The following is a 16,646-nucleotide window of genomic DNA, read 5'->3' on the forward strand; positions in this document are numbered from 1 at the left end:
TAACGAGGTCTGTCGATGTCATCGCCTGTCGTTTCGCTCGAACCTGCTGCTGTTGCCGCCTCTTCCGCACGCACCGTTGTGCACAAATTCGGCGGCACGTCGGTGGCCGATGCCGAGCGCTATCGGCATGTTGCGCGCCTGTTGCTGGCGCGCGAGGAGACCGTGCAGGTCACCGTGGTCTCGGCGATGAAAGGTGTCACCGATGCCTTGATCGAACTGGCCGAGCTGGCTTCGCAGGATCGCCCGGAGTGGCGCGAGCGCTGGCATGACACGCGCGCACGCCATCGCGGTGCGGCGGTGGCCTTGCTCGGCGAACACTCGGGTCCCACGGTGGAATGGCTGGACGAACGCTTCGAGCATCTGGCGCAGATCCTGGGTGCCTTGGCGGTGATCGGCGAGTTGCCGCGCGAGGTGCTCGACCGCGTGCAGGGCCTGGGCGAGGTGTATTCGGCGCAACTGCTGGGCGATCACTTCCGCGCCATCGGCGAAGACTGCGCGGTACTGGATGCGCGCGATGTGCTGGTGGTCAACCGTGGTGAGCTCGGCGTGGATGTGGACTGGGATGTCAGCGCGCAGCGGCTTGCGACCTGGCGCCAGGCGCATCCGCAGACGCGGGTCGTGGTGACCGGATTTGTGGCGCGCGACCGCGCCGACCGGATCACCACGCTGGGGCGTAACGGCAGCGATTATTCCGGCGCGATCTTCGCGGCCTTGTTCGATGCCGAGGAGCTGCATATCTGGACCGACGTGGATGGCGTGCTGTCGGCCGATCCGCGCGTGGTGCCGGAGGCGGTGCAGCTGGAAACCTTGAGCTACGACGAGGCCTGCGAGCTGGCCTATTTCGGTGCGAAGGTGGTGCACCCGCAGACCATGTCGCCGGCGATCGAGCGCGGCCTGCCGATCATCATCCGCAACACCTTCCAGCCCGAACATCCGGGCACGCGCATCACCGCCAGCAGCGCGGTGAGCGGGCCGATCAAGGGGTTGACGCTCAGTCCCGACCTGGCGGTGTTGAATCTGGAAGGCACTGGCTTGATCGGCGTGCCAGGCACTGCCGAGCGCGTGTTCGCGGCGCTGCGGACGGCGCAGGTGTCGGTGGTGATGATCTCGCAGGGCTCGTCCGAGCATTCGATCTGCTGCGTGGTCAAACAGCACGAATCCGAGCGTGCACGCAATGCGTTGTTGCAGGCGTTTGCGCACGAACTCACCGTTGGCCAGGTGCAGCGTGTGCAGCTGACCACCGGCATCAGCGTGTTGGCGGCGGTGGGCGATGGCATGGCCGGCCAGCCGGGTGTTGCTGCGCGCTTGTTCGAATCGCTGGGGCGCGCACAGGTCAATATTCTGGCCATCGCGCAGGGTTCGTCGGAGCGCAATATCTCGGTGGCCATCGATGCGGCGCATGCGACCAAGGCCTTGCGCGCGGCGCATGCCGGCTTCTGGCTGTCGCCGCAGACGTTCTCGGTGGGCGTGATCGGGCCGGGCAATGTAGGCGCGGCGTTGCTGGATCAGTTGCGCATCGCGCAGCCGCAATTGCTGGGCAAGGCCAATATCGACCTGCGCTTGCGCGCGGTGGTGTCGCGTGGCCGCATGTTGCTTGACGAGCGCGGTCTGGTGGGCAACTGGCGCGATGCCTTCGCGTCCGCAGCTACCGCGACCGATCTGGAGCGGTTCACCACGCATCTGCTGTCTGCGCATCTGCCGCATACGGTGATCATCGATTGCAGCGGCAGTGCCGAAGTGGCCGACCGCTATGCGGGTTGGTTGGCGGCCGGTATCCACGTGGTGACGCCGAACAAGCAAGCCGGCTCCGGCCCATTGGCGCGCTACGAGGCGATCCGTGCGGCAGCCGACGCCAGTGGCGCGCGTTTCCGTTACGAGGCCACCGTGGGTGCAGGCCTGCCGGTGATCACCACGTTGCGCGATCTGGTCGATACCGGCGATGCGGTGACCTCGATCGAAGGCATCTTCTCCGGCACGCTGGCGTGGCTGTTCAACAAATACGACGGCAGTGTGGCGTTCTCCGAACTGGTCACCCAGGCGCGGGGCATGGGCTATACCGAGCCGGACCCGCGCGACGATCTGTCGGGCGTGGATGTGGCCCGCAAGCTGGTGATTTTGGCGCGCGAAGCGGGGCGCGCGATCAGCCTGGAAGACGTCAACGTGGAAAGCCTGGTGCCCGAAACCTTGCGTCAGGCCAGTGTGGATGACTTCATGGCGCATCTGCAGGACGTGGACGCGGGATTCGCGCAACGGCTGGCCGATGCGCGTGCACGCGGCAATGTGTTGCGCTATGTCGCGCAGCTGCCGCCCGATCGCGCGCCCAGCGTGGGCCTGGTGGAACTGCCGGCCGATCATGCGTTCGCCAATCTGCGTCTGACCGACAACGTGGTGCAGTTCACTACGCGGCGTTACTGCGAAAACCCGCTGGTGGTGCAGGGCCCGGGCGCCGGGCCGGAAGTCACCGCGGCCGGTGTCTTTGCCGATCTGCTGCGCGTTGCAGCAGGCGAGGGGGCGCGGTTGTGAATCAGGCGGTGAGCGGTCAATCCGCAGTCGCGTATACGCAAGCAAGCGGTGCGTCTTCCGGCATGGGCGCTCTGCACCAAGCGCGCGCCTTCGCCCCGGCATCGGTTGCCAATGTTGCCGTGGGCTTCGACCTGTTGGGGTATCCGGTCGATGGCGTGGGCGATACGGTGACGGTGCGTCGCATCGATACGCCGGTGGTACGCATCGCCGCCATTCGCGGCACTACCGTCGCGTTGCCGCTGGATGCCGAGCGCAATACCGCCGGCGCCGCCTTGATGTCACTGCGCGCTGCATTGGAGCTGCCTTACGGCTTTGAAGTGGAGATCGACAAGGGCATTGCGCTGAGCTCGGGGATGGGCGGCTCGGCAGCCTCGTGCGTGGCCGCGTTGGTGGCGGCAAACGCACTGCTGGACACGCCGTTGAGCACGACACAGTTGTATCAGCATGCGCTCGATGGCGAAGCCGTCGCCAGCGGTAGCCGGCATGGCGACAATCTGGGGCCGCTGTTTTTAGGGGGCTTGGTGTTGTGCACGCTGGAGCGGCTGGTGCGGATCGCGGTGCCAGCGGCGTGGCATAGCCTGTTGGTGCACCCGGACGCAGTGCTGGAAACCCGTCGCGCGCGCGAGGCCCTGGCCGGCGATTATCAATTGCGCGAGTTTGTCGCGCAGAGCACCAATCTTGCGTTAGTGCTGGCGGGCTGCCATGTCGGCGATGCCGGGTTGGTGCGTGCCGGCTTGCGCGATGTCCTGGTCGAGCCACGCCGTGCGCCATTGATCACCGGCTTTGCCGCCGCCAAGCAGGCTGCGCTGGGGCATGACGCAATGGGCGCCAGCATTTCCGGTGCCGGCCCCAGCGTGTTTGCATGGTTCGAAACGCGCGCCGCCGCGCAAGCCGCGGCGCCTGCGGTGCAGGCTGCCTTCGCCGCTGCCGGGTTCGATAGTCAGTCCTGGGTGTCGCCGATCGCCAGCCCGGCCGCACGGCTGATCGAATGAGCCGGCATCTGCATGTCCCGGCTAGGCAGAATGCAGCGTGCGGCGTGTGGAGCACGCAACACGCTGCAAGCAGCTCATTCCACCACGACCTCGCTGATCTGCATCACCGGGCTGAGGTCGGTGTAGTTGGCGATGTCGGCCAGGATCTCTGTCGCGTGCGGGCCGAAGCTGCCGTTGAAAGCTTCCACCGAGTCGCAAAAGATATGGCACATGCCGATGAAGGCCGGCGTGCTGCCGGGCTCGCCGCCACTGAGCCCCTTGTCCACCGTGTAACGCAGGCAGGCCGCACCCATGCGCGCGGCCACCAGCGGCATGTGCTGGTCGCGGTAATAGGTGTGGTCGAAACGGGCGCCTTCGCGGTAGGGGTACATCACACTGACCTTGATCATCTGCCGACTCCACGGAAAGGTGCGCGCAGCATAGCGCCGCGCCGGCGCGCGCAGGCGACCATTCGGCGGAACGCAGCAACCGCGCCAGCCATGCCCATTGCCTCGATCATTTCATTGCCGGGTCACGCCCGGTCCTGTTTTTGCCTGGAGTCACGCTGATGTTCATCTCCACCCGTGGCGGCGCACCCGCCGCAAGCCTGAGCCAGGCGATTGCCGCCGGCCTGGCCCCCGATGGCGGACTGTATGTGCCGCAGACCTTGCCGCCGGCGCGCACGCTGGCCGCTGGCGCCGACCTGGCCGCGACAGCCACCACCTTGCTGCAGCCGTTTTTTGAAGGCGATGCGTTGGCGCCCGAGTTGCCCGCCATCTGCGCCGAGGCGTTCGATTTCCCGGCGCCGCTGGTGGCGCTGGCCACGCCCGGCGATTACGCGCTGGAGCTGTTTCATGGCCCGACCGCTGCATTCAAGGATTTCGGTGCGCGCTTTTTGGCTGCCTGCCTGACCCGTCTACGCCGTGCTGAAGACCGCCCGCTCACCATTCTGGTGGCCACGTCCGGCGATACCGGCGCTGCGGTGGCGGCGGCATTCCATCGCCAGCCGGGCTTGCGCGTGGTGGTGCTGTATCCGGACGGGCGGGTGTCGCCGCGTCAGGCGCATCAGCTGGGCTGTTTTGGCGACAACATCCAGGCATTGCGGGTGGCCGGCTCGTTCGACGATTGCCAGGCGATGGTCAAGCAGGCCTTGAGCGACACAGCGCTGCAGACGCAGGTGCCGCTGAGCTCGGCCAACAGCATCAGCCTGGGCCGCTTGCTGCCGCAGATGAGCTACTACGCGCATGCCGCCCTGCAGCACCAGGCGACGGCGGGCAGTGTGCTGAATCTGGTGGTGCCCACCGGCAATCTGGGCAACGGGCTGGCCGCGATCCTGGCGCGCGCGCTCGGGGTGCCGTTGGGCAAGATCGCGCTGGCGTCCAACGCCAACCACGTGTTGCCGGATTACTTTGCCGGCGACGACTACGCCCCGCAGCCCAGCGTGGCGACCCTGGCCAATGCGATGGACGTGGGTGCACCAAGCAATTTCGAGCGGCTGCGCTGGCTGTACCAAGGTGACGATGCGGCGTTGCGCGAGGCTTTCCGCGCCCTGTCGGTCGACGATGCGGCCATCAGCCACACCATCCAGCAGCGCTATGCGCGCTACGGCGAAGTGCATTGCCCGCACACCGCCACCGCAGTGCATGTGCTGGAGCAATTGCGTGCCGAAGGTGCCGAGGGCGTGACCGGCGACTGGGCCGTGGCCGCCACCGCGCATCCGGCCAAGTTCGAAGGGGTGGTGGAGCCGTTGATTGGCCGCGCGGTCGATGTTCCGCCGGCATTGGCGGCGCTGCTGCAACGTCCGGCACACGCCGAAGCGCTGGCGCCGGATTACGCCGCGTTCCGGCAGCGTCTGCTTGCGGATGCGGGCTGAGCCAAACGCGTTCAGCCAGCCGGGGTTGGAAAGTGCCGCGCATGGGGCTATCTCTATCGGGGTGCGGCCCCGGCGTGGCGCCGCGTTCGATGTGGGTTGCTGCATGTCTTATCGAGTGATTGCCGTTGCCGCCGCGTTGTGCGGATGGGCAGCGGCGGGTGCGGCCGTGGCGGCCGATACCATGGCTGCGTCTCCGGTGTCGCCATTGGGCGCGCCGCGTGCCGGGCTGATCGATGCCTTGGCGCGTCAGGCGCCGTCGCTGGATCGCCAGGTTCTGGCGTTGGCCACCGAAGCGTTGCAATGCGCGCGGCAACGCCAGCAGGTGGGCGATGAGCGTGTGCTCAGCGTCATCGACTACAGCCGGCCGTCGACCGAACGCCGGCTGTGGGTGTTCGATCTGGCACGGCAGCGGTTGTTGTTCCAGGAATGGGTGGCGCACGGGCGCAATACCGGCGAGAACCTTGCCGCGAAGTTCTCCAATGCCGACGGCAGCTTCCAGTCCAGCCTGGGGGCGTTTACCGCGCAGGAGTCCTACACTGGCCACAACGGTTATTCGTTACGGCTCAAAGGCCTGGAGCCGGGTTTCAACGATCACGCGCGCGACCGCGCCATCGTGATCCACGGTGCGCCCTACGTCAGCGAGGCCATCATCCGCAGCCAGGGTCGGCTGGGGCGGAGCCTTGGCTGCCCGGCAGTTCGGCCGGCAGTGGCCAGGCAGCTGATCGACACTTTGCGCGAGGGCGCGTTCGTGTTCGCCTATTACCCCGACCGTGCCTGGCTGCGGCAGTCGCAACTGCTGAGTAGCGGCTGCGGTGCATCGGTGGCGAGTGCGGGTGGGCGTTGAAGTGTCGTGCGCTGCGTGCTGATTCGACAACGTAGTTGAGAACACAGCCGGCGCGAGTTGAGCGCATCTGCGCTGTCGCATTGCGTGCCGCCATCCGGCCAGCACACAGCTGTCTTCGTCACCGCCGAGCGTATTGGCGCCGCGTCGTCGCCAACGTGCAGTGGCGCGGCCATGCAATCAAACCAATTGTTCAACCACCATCGACCAGATAGCGCTCAGACCGTGTCGCACGCCAGGCTGCGCAGGGCGGCGTAGTCCAGGATCTGCACCAGCTGCAGTTGCGGCAGCGCGATCAGCTGCTGCTGCCTGAGTTTGGTGAAGGTGCGGCTTACCGTTTCCATGGTCAGCCCGAGATGGTCGGCGATGTCGCCGCGGCTCATCGGCAGCGCCACGGTGTCGCCGCTGGCGCCGGGCTGGGTGGAGCGGGCGGCCAGGCGCAGCAGAAAGTGCGCCAACCGTTCGCTGGGCTGCAGCCGCGCCAACAGCAGGCCGGTGTCCTGCGCGGCGGCCAGTTCCATGCTGGCGCGTTGCAGCAGCTTGCGCTCCAGATGCGGGTAGCGATCGCGCAACTGGCGCATCTGCGCCATCGGCGTACGACACACGCGGCTGTCGACCATGGCTTCGATATCGTGGCGGTGCTGCGCGGTTTCGGTCAGCCCTACATAGTCGCCGGGTAGCACGAAACCGGTGATCTGGCGGCGGCCGTCGGCCAGCGTGCGCACCAGGCGCAAGGCACCGGAGGTGACGGTGTAGACGTGCTGGCGCGCATCGCCGGCACGCACCAGCGTATTGCCGGGTGCATAGCTGGACGCAGTGGTGGCCTCATCGAGTGCGTCCATTTCCTGCGGCGACAATGCCGCGCAGATCGCACGGCCGCGGACCGCGCATAGCGCGCAATCGGAGCTGCGCGCGTCGCTGCCGGATGCGGTGCCGGGCGCCGGGCAGGTCACGCTGGGGTCTGAAAGCTGCCGATACATGGGTCACGCACTGCCTGGGACGCAGATCGATGATACGCCATGCGCTCAGCGCGGCCGCCCAGCCGGTAGAATTGCGGGCTCGCCCCAGTCGTTCTGCAGGAGTTTCGCTCGTGATCAAGCCCCGTACGCCGCCCGGCATCATGGAATTGCTGCCACGCGAGCAGATCGCGTTCCAGCGCATGCTGGACGTCATCCGCCGCAACTACGAGCGGTTCGGGTTCCTGCCGGTCGAGACCCCGGTGTTCGAGCTGTCCGACGTGCTGCTGACCAAATCCGGCGGCGAAACCGAGCGTCAGGTCTATTTCGTGCAGTCCACCGGCGCGTTGGCCAATGCGGCAGCCGCAGCTGACGACGGTACCGAAAACGGCGGCTTGCCGGAGCTGGCGCTGCGCTTCGACCTCACCGTGCCGCTGGCGCGCTATGTCGCCGAGCACGAGCACGATCTCAGCTTCCCGTTCCGTCGTTATCAGATGCAGCGCGTGTACCGCGGCGAGCGTGCGCAGCGCGGGCGTTTCCGCGAGTTTTACCAGTGCGATATCGATGTGATCGGCAAGGATGCGCTGAGCATCCGCTACGACGCCGAAGTGCTGGCGGTCATCCACGCGGTGTTCGCCGAACTGGGCATCGGCGATTTCAAGGTGCAGTTGAACAACCGCAAGTTGCTGCGCGGGTTCTTCGAAAGCCTGGGCGTGGCCGAAGGCGAGTTGCAGCTGGCGGTGTTGCGCGAGGTCGACAAGATCGACAAGCGCGGCGCCGATTATGTGCGCGACACGCTGGTGGGCGAGGGCTTCGGCATTGCTGCCGAGCAGGTCGCCAAGATCCTGGCCTTCGTGGCGGTGCGCTCAAGCGGCCATGCCGATGCGCTGGCGCAGTTGCAGGCCTTGGAAGCCTCGGTCGGCGCCAGCGCGACGCTGGGCGAGGGCATTGCCGAATTGCGCGAGGTGCTGGAGCTGGTCAAGGCGCTGGGCGTGCCGGAAAGCGCGTACTGCCTGAACTTCTCGATCGCGCGCGGGCTGGACTACTACACCGGCACCGTCTACGAAACCACGCTCACCGACCACCCGCAGATCGGCTCGATCTGCTCCGGCGGCCGCTACGAAAGCCTGGCCAGCCACTACACCAAGTCCAAGCTGCCGGGCGTGGGCATCTCGATCGGCCTGACCCGATTGTTCTGGCAGCTGCGCGAGGCCGGCCTGATCCAGGGCATTGCCGAAAGCAGCGTGCAGGCCATGGTGGCGCTGATGGACGAAACCCGCCTGGACGACGCGCTGGATATTGCGCGCCGGCTGCGCATCGGTGGCATCAACACCGAAGTGCAGATGGAGCCGAAGAAGGTCGGCAAGCAATTCCAGTACGCCGCCCGCGCCGGCATCCGCTTTGTGGTGCTGGCCGGCGACGACGAACTCGCGCGCGGCGTGGTAGCGGTCAAGGATCTGGTCCGCGAGCAGCAGTTCGATGTGGCGCGCGAAGAGTTGGCGAGCACGCTGCAGGTGGAGCTGGAGCAGGCCAAGGCGATGTTGGTGGCCGGGGGCGACAAGGCCGGTTGAGCGGATGGTTCGGCCGATGCGCTTGGCTAGACCCAGCCGACTGATCGCTGCGAAGACGAACCCACTGATGCCTGGCATCAGTGGGTTTTTCATTGCCTGCATGTAGCTGATTCGGATTTTGGCCTGAACAGTTCGCGTCCCAGGCCTTGTCGCTAGCGCACGATTTGCGTTAATGTACTAACACGCTATTACATTAACGCAATGAAACAACGACCCGCTCCCCGCGAAACCACCGACGTCGCCGCCTCCCTCAAGATGCTGGCCGATGCACTGGCATGCCTGACCGAGCCCGGTTCGGTCGAGGCATTTCTGCGCGATCTGTGCACGCCCGCCGAGCTGGAGGCCATGGCCGACCGCTGGCGGGTGGTGCCGCTGCTGATCAAGGGCGTGCCGTACCGAGAAATCCACGAGCTGACCCAGGTCAGCGTGACCACCATCGGGCGCGTTGCGCGCACCCTGGATCATGGCGCCGGCGGCTATGCCGAGGCCTTGCGCGAGCAGTCGTCGCGCCCTGTCGATTCCCACTGAGAGAACAAGATGAGTGCTTCCACGGCAGCGCCGGCACGTGACCGGTTGCGTATTGCCATCCAGAAAAACGGCCGTCTGGCCGAGCCGGCGCGCAGCCTGCTGGCCGCCTGCGGGCTGAGCTGGCGGCAGAGCCGCGACAAATTGTTCTGCTATGGCGAATCGTTGCCGGTGGACTTGCTGCTGGTACGCGATGACGACATCCCGGGCCTGATTGCCGATGGCGTCTGCGACCTGGGCATCGTGGGCCAGAACGAGCTGGACGAGCAGGCGTCGTCGCGTCGTCGCGCTGGCTTGCCGGCTGCGTACCACGCTGTTCGCGGGGTCGGTTTCGGCCAGTGCCGGCTGATGCTGGCAGTGCCGGAAGAATGGGACTGGCAGGGCATCCAGCAACTGGCGGGCAAGCGCATCGCCACCAGCTACCCGGCGATCCTGGCCGACTGGCTGGAGCGGCAGGGCATCGATGCGGCGGTGGTGGAATTGTCGGGTTCGGTGGAGATCGCACCGCGTCTCGGCACTGCCGATCTGATCTGCGACCTGGTGTCCAGCGGCGCCACGTTGGCGGCCAATCAGCTCAAGCCGGTGGAGCTGGTGATGGAAAGTGAAGCCGTGCTGGCCGGCGCCGTACGCGAGCCGGCCGATGCGCGCGCCGCGTTGCTGGCGATGCTGCTGCGACGCATGGACGGCGTGCTCAAGTTGCGCGACAGCAAACTGCTGATGTTCCGTGCCGAACACGGCAACGTGGATGCGCTACGCCGCCTGCTGCCCGATGCCGACCCGCTGGTACAGCTGCCGGACGATGGCAACGGCGCACTGCGGCTGCAGACCATGTGTCACGGCGCGGTGACCTGGCAACGGTTGGAAGAACTCGAACGCGCAGGTGCGCAAGGCTTGATGGTGTTGACAGTGGAGCGCTCGCTGGCATGAACATTCTCGATTGGTCCCAACTCGACAGCGCGTCGCGTACCGACGCCTTGACGCGCCCGGTGCAGACCGTGGCCACACAGACCCGCGACGCGGTCGCCAGCTTGATCAGCGATGTGCGTGCCCGTGGCGATGCGGCATTGCGCGAAATCACCGCGCGTTTCGATGGCGTGTCGCTGGACAGTTTTGCAGTGAGCGCGGCCGAATTTGCCGCCGCCGAGGCCGCCGTGGCGCCGGAGTTGCGTCAGGCCATGCAGGACGCTGTCGCGCGCATCGACACCTTCCACCGCGCCGGCATGAGCGAAGGGTATGCAGTGGAAACCGCGCCAGGCGTGGTCTGCGAGAAGATCGTGCGGCCGATCGGGCGGGTGGGGTTGTACGTGCCGGCCGGCAGCGCGCCGTTGCCGTCGACCGCGTTGATGCTCGGTGTTCCCGCGCGTCTGGCCGGCTGTCGCGAGGTCGTGCTGTGCACGCCGCCGCGCAAGGACGGTAGCGTGGATCCGGCGGTGCTGGTCGCCGCGCAGCTCACCGGCGTGCGCCGCGTATTCAAGCTCGGCGGCGCGCAGGCGATTGCGGCGATGGCCTATGGCACCGAGTCGGTGCCGAGCTGCGACAAGTTGTTCGGGCCGGGCAATAGCTACGTCACCGAAGCCAAGCAGCAGGTGGCGCAGTCTGGCGCGGCAGCGATCGATATGCCGGCCGGTCCGTCGGAAGTGCTGGTGATTGCCGATGCCGGCGCGCAGCCCGCCTTTGTGGCTGCCGACCTGCTATCGCAGGCCGAACATGGCCCAGACTCGCAGGTCTTGTTGTTGTCCGACAGCGATGCGTTGATTGCCGCCGTGCAAGTGGAGTTGGATGTGCAACTGGCGCAGCTGTCGCGTGCCGCTATCGCCCGTCAGGCGCTGGCGCAGTCGCGGCTGGTCAAGGTGCAATCGCTGGACGAGGCATTTGTGATCAGCAACCGCTATGCGCCCGAGCACTTGATTCTGGCGCTGCGCGAACCGCGCGCATGGTTGAACCAGGTGGAAGCGGCCGGCTCGGTATTTCTCGGCGACTACACACCCGAAGCCTTGGGCGATTACTGCAGCGGCACCAACCATGTGTTGCCGACCAGCGGCGCGGCGCGCGCGTATAGCGGCGTGAGCGTGGCCAGCTTCCAGAACATGGTCAGCGTGCAGGCGGCGAGCAAGGCCGGCATCGATGGCATCGGCGAGTGCGCGTTGATTCTTGCGCGCGCCGAAGGCCTGGATGCGCATGCCAATGCGGTGGCGCTGCGCATGGGAGTGGCGGCATGAGCACGCCATCGATTCTTGAGTTGGTGCGCGAAGACCTGCGTGCATTTGCCGGCTATTCGTCGGCGCGCACCAGCGCGTTGCAGGGCGATGTCTGGCTCAACGCCAACGAATCGGCCTGGGGCAACCCGGCCGATCCCCACGGCAGCACGCGACGCTATCCCGACCCGCAACCCAAGGGCCTACGCGTGGCGCTGGCAGAGTTGTATGGCTGCGCCCCCGAGCAACTGCTGATTGGCCGCGGCAGTGACGAAGCGATCGACCTGCTGGTACGCGGCCTGTGCGTGCCCGAGCGCGATGCAGTGGTGGTGACGCCACCGGTGTTTGGCATGTATGCGGTCTGCGCGCGCTTGCAGAATGCGCCGCTGGTGGAGGTGCCATTGGTCGATGGCAGCGATGGATTCCATGCAGACATCGCCGCCATCGTCGAGGCGGCACTGGCCTCGAAGGCGAAGCTGGTGTTTTTGTGCTCGCCCTCCAACCCGGCGGGGTCGGCGATTGCGTTGCAGGACATCGAAGTTGCAGTGCAGGCGCTGCAGGGCAAGGCGCTGGTGGTTGTGGACGAAGCCTACGGCGAATTTTCGGACGTGCCATCTGCGGTGACGCTGCTGAGCCGCTACGACAATCTTGCCGTGCTGCGCACCTTGTCCAAGGCGCATGCGCTTGCCGCTGCACGCATTGGCTGCCTGATCGCCAATGCCGAATTGATCGCGTTGTTGCGACGCTGCCAGGCCCCGTATCCGGTCCCCACGCCGTGCGCGGTGATGGCCGAGCAAGCGTTGTCTGCGCCGGCACTGGAGGTCACACGCCGGCGGATTGCCGAGGTGCGCAGCGAGCGTGAGCGCGTGCGTGTGGCATTGACGCAGCTTGCCGGCGTCCGCCAGGTGTATGCGTCGCAAGGTAACTTTTTGCTGGTGCGGTTCGACGACGCAGAGGCTGCCTTCCAGGCGCTGTTGGAAGCCGGCGTGGTGGTACGCGATCAACGCGCGGTGCCGCGCCTGTCCGATGCATTGCGTATCACGCTGGGCACGGTCGAACAGAACCAACGCGTGCTTGGCGCGCTGCAGCGCAAGCAGGAGGCCGCATGACCCCGATCCTTTTTGTCGACCGCGATGGCACGCTGATCACCGAGCCGGCCGACTACCAGATCGACGCCTACGAGAAGCTGCGCTTTGTCGATAACGTGATTCCGGCGATGCTCAAGCTGCGCGATGCCGGCTATCAGTTCGTCATCGTCACCAATCAGGACGGTCTGGGCAGCGACAGCTATCCGCGCGCCGCATTCGATGGCCCCAACAACCTGATGCTGCAGATCTTCTCCAGCCAAGGCATCGAGTTCCGCGAAGTGCTGATCGACTGCAGCTGGCCGGCCGATAACGCGCCCACGCGCAAGCCTGGCGTTGGGCTGATGGTGCCTTACCTGCAAGACCGCAACATCGACTGGGCGCGCTCGGCAATGGTGGGCGACCGCCTCACCGATATCCAGTTTGCGCAGAACCTCAACATCCGCGGATTCCAGCTACGCACCGACGAATTCGGCGGCGACTGGGATTGGCCGGGCATCGCGCACGAACTGGCCGATGCGCCACGGCGTGCGGTGGTTCAGCGTAATACCAAAGAAACCAAGATCCGTGTCGAGCTGGACCTGGATCGCGTGGCCGAACCGCATACCGCCACCGGCCTGCCGTTCTTCGATCACATGCTGGAGCAGATCGGCAAGCACGGCGGCTTTGCGCTGGATATCCGCGCCGACGGCGACCTGCATATCGATGAGCACCACACCATCGAAGACACCGGCCTGGCGCTGGGCCAGGCACTGCGCGAAGCCCTGGGCAACAAGCGCGGAATTGGCCGCTATGGGTTCGATCCGGCCGAAAGCCCTTGGCTTGCGGCGGGCGAGGGCGCGCAACACGGGTTCACCTTGCCGATGGATGAAACCATCGCCAGCGCTGCGCTGGATTTCAGTGGCCGGCCGTACTTCGTGTTCGATGGTGAGTTCAAGCGCGAACGCGTGGGCGATATGCCCACCGAGCTGGTCCCGCATTTCTTCCGTTCCATCTGCGATGCGTCCGGCTTGAACCTGCATCTGAGCGTGCGGGGCGAGAACGATCACCACAAGGTCGAGGCGTGCTTCAAGGCGCTTGCACGCGCCTTGCGCCAGGCGATCCGTCGCGAAGGCACGGCGCTGCCCTCGACCAAGGGCGCGCTATGACTGACCTTGCGCTGATCGACGCCGGTGGCGCCAATCTGGGCTCGGTGCGCTACGCATTGGAGCGGCTCGGCGTGGAAGCCCGACTGGTGCGCGATGCGGCTGGTTTGCAGGGTGCCGATCGGGTGATCCTGCCCGGCGTCGGCGCGGCACCGGAAGCGATGAAACGGCTGCGTTCACAAGGATTGATCGAGCCGCTGCGCCAGTTGCAGGTGCCATTGATCGGCATCTGCCTGGGCATGCAGCTGCTGTTCGAGCGTTCCGAAGAGGGCGATGTGGAATGTCTGGGCCTGTTGCCGGGTGTGGTGCGCCACATGACGCCGGCGCTTGGCATCCGCGTGCCGCATATGGGATGGAACCAATTGGTGCCGATGCGCGAATCGGCCTTGCTGGCCGGCCTGCCCGAACGCGCCAGCGCCTATTTCGTGCATGGGTACGCCGCGCCAGTCACCCCGGATACGGTGGCTGCTTGCGATCACGGCGGCTTGTTCACTGCAGTGGTGCAGCAAGGCCTGCGTTGCGGCGCGCAGTTTCACCCGGAGCGCTCAGCCGAGACCGGTGCCCGCATCCTGCGCAATTTTCTTGAGATGAGCTTCCCATGAGTTTTACCGTTTACCCGGCGCTGGATATCCGCAACGGCCGCGTGGTGCGCTTGTTGCAGGGCGATTACGCGCGCGAAACCCAGTATGGCGACGATGTGCTGCCGCGTGCGCAGGCGTTTGCCGATGCCGGCGCACAGTGGATGCATCTGGTGGATCTGGATGCGGCCAAGGCCGGTGGCTATACCTTGGCCGGCACGCTGGGCGAGATTGCGCGCGCCACCGGCTTGCAGGTGCAGACCGGCGGCGGCGTGCGTTCGCGCGACGATGTGGCGCACATCCTCGACGCCGGTGCGGCGCGCGTGGTGATCGGCTCGCTGGCGGTGCGCGAGAGCGACACCGTGATTGCATGGTTGCAGGAATTCGGCGCGGATCGCCTGACCATTGCGCTGGACACGCGGCAGGATGCGGCGGGTGTGTGGCAGCTGCCGGTGCATGGCTGGACCGAAGCGGCCGAGGCCACGTTGGACCAATTGGCGGTGCGCTACGCGCAGGCCGGCCTGCAGCACCTGCTGTGCACCGACATCGCACGTGATGGCATGTTGTCCGGGCCGAACATGGACCTGTACGCGCATCTGCGTGTGCTCACGCCGCAGCTGCAGGTGCAGGTCTCCGGCGGCGCGCGCAATCTTGCCGACGTCGCCGCGGCCAAGGCCTCGGGCTGCGCCGGCATCGTGCTGGGCAAGGCCTTGCTCGAAGGTCACCTGGATCTCAAGGACGCACTGGCATGTTGAGCCGTCGCATCATTCCCTGCCTGGACGTGCGCGATGGGCGTGTGGTCAAAGGCGTCAAGTTCCGCGACCACATCGACATGGGCGATATCGTCGAACTCGCATTGCGTTATCGCGCGCAGGGCGCCGATGAGCTGGTGTTCTACGACATCGGCGCCAGCCCGGAAGGGCGCTCGGTCGATTACACCTGGGTCGAGCGCGTGGCGCGGCTGATCGACATTCCGTTTTGCGTTGCCGGCGGCATCCGCGATGTCGAGACGGCACGTGCGGTGCTGCACGCCGGTGCCGACAAGATTTCGATCAACTCACCTGCACTCGGCCGCCCGCAGCTGATTTCCGAACTGGCCGATGCCTTTGGTGTGCAATGTGTGGTGGTCGGTATCGATTCCATTCGTGAAGAAGACGGCCAGTGGCGGGTACGTCGCTACACCGGCGATCCGAGCAAGACCCAGGCGCTACCGATGCGTACGCTGGATTGGGTGGCCGAAGCGCAGCGTTTGGGCGCCGGTGAGATCGTGCTCAATTGCATGGACAACGATGGCGTGCGGCGCGGCTACGATATCGCGCAGTTGCGCCAGGTGCGTGCGCTGTGTCGGGTGCCGTTGATCGCCTCCGGTGGTGCAGGCGAACTGCAGCATTTTGCCGATGTGTTCGACCAGGCCGATGTGGACGGCGCCCTGGCCGCCAGTGTGTTTCATAGCGGCGCGATTCCGATCCCGGAACTCAAGCAATTTTTGCGCGCGCAACAGATCGAGGTACGTGATGGGCAGTGACACCGTGGCAACCGACGACGCGCTGCAGGCGCTGGACTGGAGCAAGGGCGATGGCTTGTTGCCGGTCGTCGTGCAGGATGCCGACAACCTGCGCGTGCTGATGCTGGGCTACATGAATGCCGAGGCGTTGGCAGTGACGCAGCAGCGCGGCGAAGTCACCTTCTTCAGCCGCAGCAAGCAACGCTTGTGGACCAAGGGCGAAAGCTCGGGCAACGTGTTGCGCGTGGTCTCGATCGAAGCCGACTGCGACGCCGATACGTTGCTAGTGTTGGCGCGTCCGCATGGTCCCACCTGCCATCTGGGTCGCACCAGTTGTTTTCCGAGCGCGCCCGGTCAATTCCTCGGTAGCCTGGATGCATTGATCGCCACGCGCGAGCGCGAGCGGCCGCATGGCAGTTACACCACCCAGCTGTTCGAGCAAGGCATCCGCCGCATCGCGCAGAAGGTGGGCGAGGAGGGCGTGGAAACCGCCCTGGCCGGCGTGGTGCAGGGCGATGCGGAGTTGCTCGGCGAATCGGCCGACCTGCTGTACCACCTGATCGTGCTGCTGCGCGCACGCGGCCTGGGCCTGGGCGATGCAGTGGCATTGTTGGAGTCGCGGCACAAGTAGTGGATTGGTAGGAGCGCACCCAGGCGCGACGCGTTACCGATAAGGCCCCCATCGCGCCCGGGTGCGCTCCTACGACGTAGTGTGGAGTGCCCGTCTCGTTCACGTGGCCGCAGAGCACGTACCCGTCCCGCCGGTCTTTGCGTAGGAGCGCACCTGGGCGCGATGTGGGGGCGTTAATGGTGAGACCCCGTCGCGCCCTGGTGCGCTCCTACGTTGCGATGCGATGCGATGTGGTTTGCACGCCTACG

General features: G+C 66.1%; 16 protein-coding genes. 14 read left to right on the plus strand and 2 right to left on the minus strand.

All coding sequences use genetic code 11. The features are described 5' to 3' along the window. Positions 1-15 precede the first annotated feature (15 nt). Positions 16-2,523, plus strand: coding sequence for a bifunctional aspartate kinase/homoserine dehydrogenase I (thrA, locus tag VC212_RS13140; protein WP_115553616.1), 2,508 nt, complete (start codon positions 16-18; stop codon positions 2,521-2,523). 62 nt (positions 2,524-2,585) lie between these two features. Continuing rightward, the gene (locus VC212_RS13145) at positions 2,586-3,515 is read left to right on the plus strand and encodes a homoserine kinase (RefSeq protein ID WP_323526025.1); all 930 of its coding nucleotides are present in this window, start codon (positions 2,586-2,588) and stop codon (positions 3,513-3,515) included. A 74-nt stretch (positions 3,516-3,589) separates the two neighbouring features. Here VC212_RS13145 and VC212_RS13150 read toward each other — a convergent pair whose 3' ends face one another. Next, entirely contained in the window at positions 3,590-3,904 is a 315-nt protein-coding gene (locus VC212_RS13150) for an EthD family reductase (protein ID WP_115553618.1), read from the minus strand. 158 nt (positions 3,905-4,062) lie between these two features. Between VC212_RS13150 and thrC the strand changes: the two genes are divergently transcribed. Next, positions 4,063-5,367 (plus strand): threonine synthase, encoded by a 1,305-nt coding sequence (gene thrC / locus VC212_RS13155; protein ID WP_323526026.1) that lies wholly within the window; start codon positions 4,063-4,065, stop codon positions 5,365-5,367. Between the two features lie 103 nt (positions 5,368-5,470). Next, complete coding sequence (locus VC212_RS13160; RefSeq protein ID WP_055846381.1) at positions 5,471-6,211, plus strand: murein L,D-transpeptidase catalytic domain family protein; 741 nt, start codon at positions 5,471-5,473, stop codon at positions 6,209-6,211. 215 nt (positions 6,212-6,426) lie between these two features. Here VC212_RS13160 and VC212_RS13165 read toward each other — a convergent pair whose 3' ends face one another. Beyond that, entirely contained in the window at positions 6,427-7,050 is a 624-nt protein-coding gene (locus VC212_RS13165; protein WP_323526087.1) for a helix-turn-helix domain-containing protein, read from the minus strand. Positions 7,051-7,298: 248 nt separating this feature from the next. On the opposite strand from VC212_RS13165, the gene hisS reads away from it, so the two are divergent. From hisS to hisIE, 10 genes are all read left to right on the plus strand, one after another. Then, positions 7,299-8,735 (plus strand): histidine--tRNA ligase, encoded by a 1,437-nt coding sequence (gene hisS / locus VC212_RS13170; protein WP_323526027.1) that lies wholly within the window; start codon positions 7,299-7,301, stop codon positions 8,733-8,735. A 201-nt stretch (positions 8,736-8,936) separates the two neighbouring features. Beyond that, positions 8,937-9,263: a YerC/YecD family TrpR-related protein gene (locus VC212_RS13175; RefSeq protein ID WP_055846394.1), complete on the plus strand. Its 327-nt coding sequence runs from the start codon at positions 8,937-8,939 to the stop codon at positions 9,261-9,263. A 9-nt stretch (positions 9,264-9,272) separates the two neighbouring features. Beyond that, on the plus strand, positions 9,273-10,187 hold the full coding sequence (hisG, locus tag VC212_RS13180; RefSeq protein ID WP_055846396.1) for an ATP phosphoribosyltransferase: 915 nt from the start codon (positions 9,273-9,275) through the stop codon (positions 10,185-10,187). Further along, entirely contained in the window at positions 10,184-11,479 is a 1,296-nt protein-coding gene (hisD, locus tag VC212_RS13185; protein ID WP_311239566.1) for a histidinol dehydrogenase, read from the plus strand. Before hisG ends, hisD begins: the two co-directional genes overlap by 4 nt. After that, complete coding sequence (hisC, locus tag VC212_RS13190; protein WP_311239565.1) at positions 11,476-12,564, plus strand: histidinol-phosphate transaminase; 1,089 nt, start codon at positions 11,476-11,478, stop codon at positions 12,562-12,564. Before hisD ends, hisC begins: the two co-directional genes overlap by 4 nt. After that, complete coding sequence (gene hisB / locus VC212_RS13195; RefSeq protein ID WP_323526028.1) at positions 12,561-13,688, plus strand: bifunctional histidinol-phosphatase/imidazoleglycerol-phosphate dehydratase HisB; 1,128 nt, start codon at positions 12,561-12,563, stop codon at positions 13,686-13,688. Before hisC ends, hisB begins: the two co-directional genes overlap by 4 nt. Then, positions 13,685-14,287, plus strand: coding sequence for an imidazole glycerol phosphate synthase subunit HisH (hisH, locus tag VC212_RS13200; RefSeq protein ID WP_311239563.1), 603 nt, complete (start codon positions 13,685-13,687; stop codon positions 14,285-14,287). The genes hisB and hisH overlap by 4 nt, the downstream gene beginning before the upstream one ends. Then, a complete protein-coding gene (hisA, locus tag VC212_RS13205; RefSeq protein WP_311239562.1) occupies positions 14,284-15,018 on the plus strand; it encodes a 1-(5-phosphoribosyl)-5-[(5-phosphoribosylamino)methylideneamino]imidazole-4-carboxamide isomerase in 735 nt (244 codons plus the stop codon). Before hisH ends, hisA begins: the two co-directional genes overlap by 4 nt. Continuing rightward, positions 15,012-15,788: an imidazole glycerol phosphate synthase subunit HisF gene (hisF, locus tag VC212_RS13210; RefSeq protein WP_055846413.1), complete on the plus strand. Its 777-nt coding sequence runs from the start codon at positions 15,012-15,014 to the stop codon at positions 15,786-15,788. Before hisA ends, hisF begins: the two co-directional genes overlap by 7 nt. Next, entirely contained in the window at positions 15,778-16,398 is a 621-nt protein-coding gene (gene hisIE / locus VC212_RS13215) for a bifunctional phosphoribosyl-AMP cyclohydrolase/phosphoribosyl-ATP diphosphatase HisIE (RefSeq protein ID WP_104615444.1), read from the plus strand. The genes hisF and hisIE overlap by 11 nt, the downstream gene beginning before the upstream one ends. Positions 16,399-16,646: the final 248 nt, after the last annotated feature.

The organism is Xanthomonas sp. WHRI 8932A, assembly GCF_035012785.1.
Classification (GTDB): Bacteria; Pseudomonadota; Gammaproteobacteria; order Xanthomonadales; family Xanthomonadaceae; genus Xanthomonas.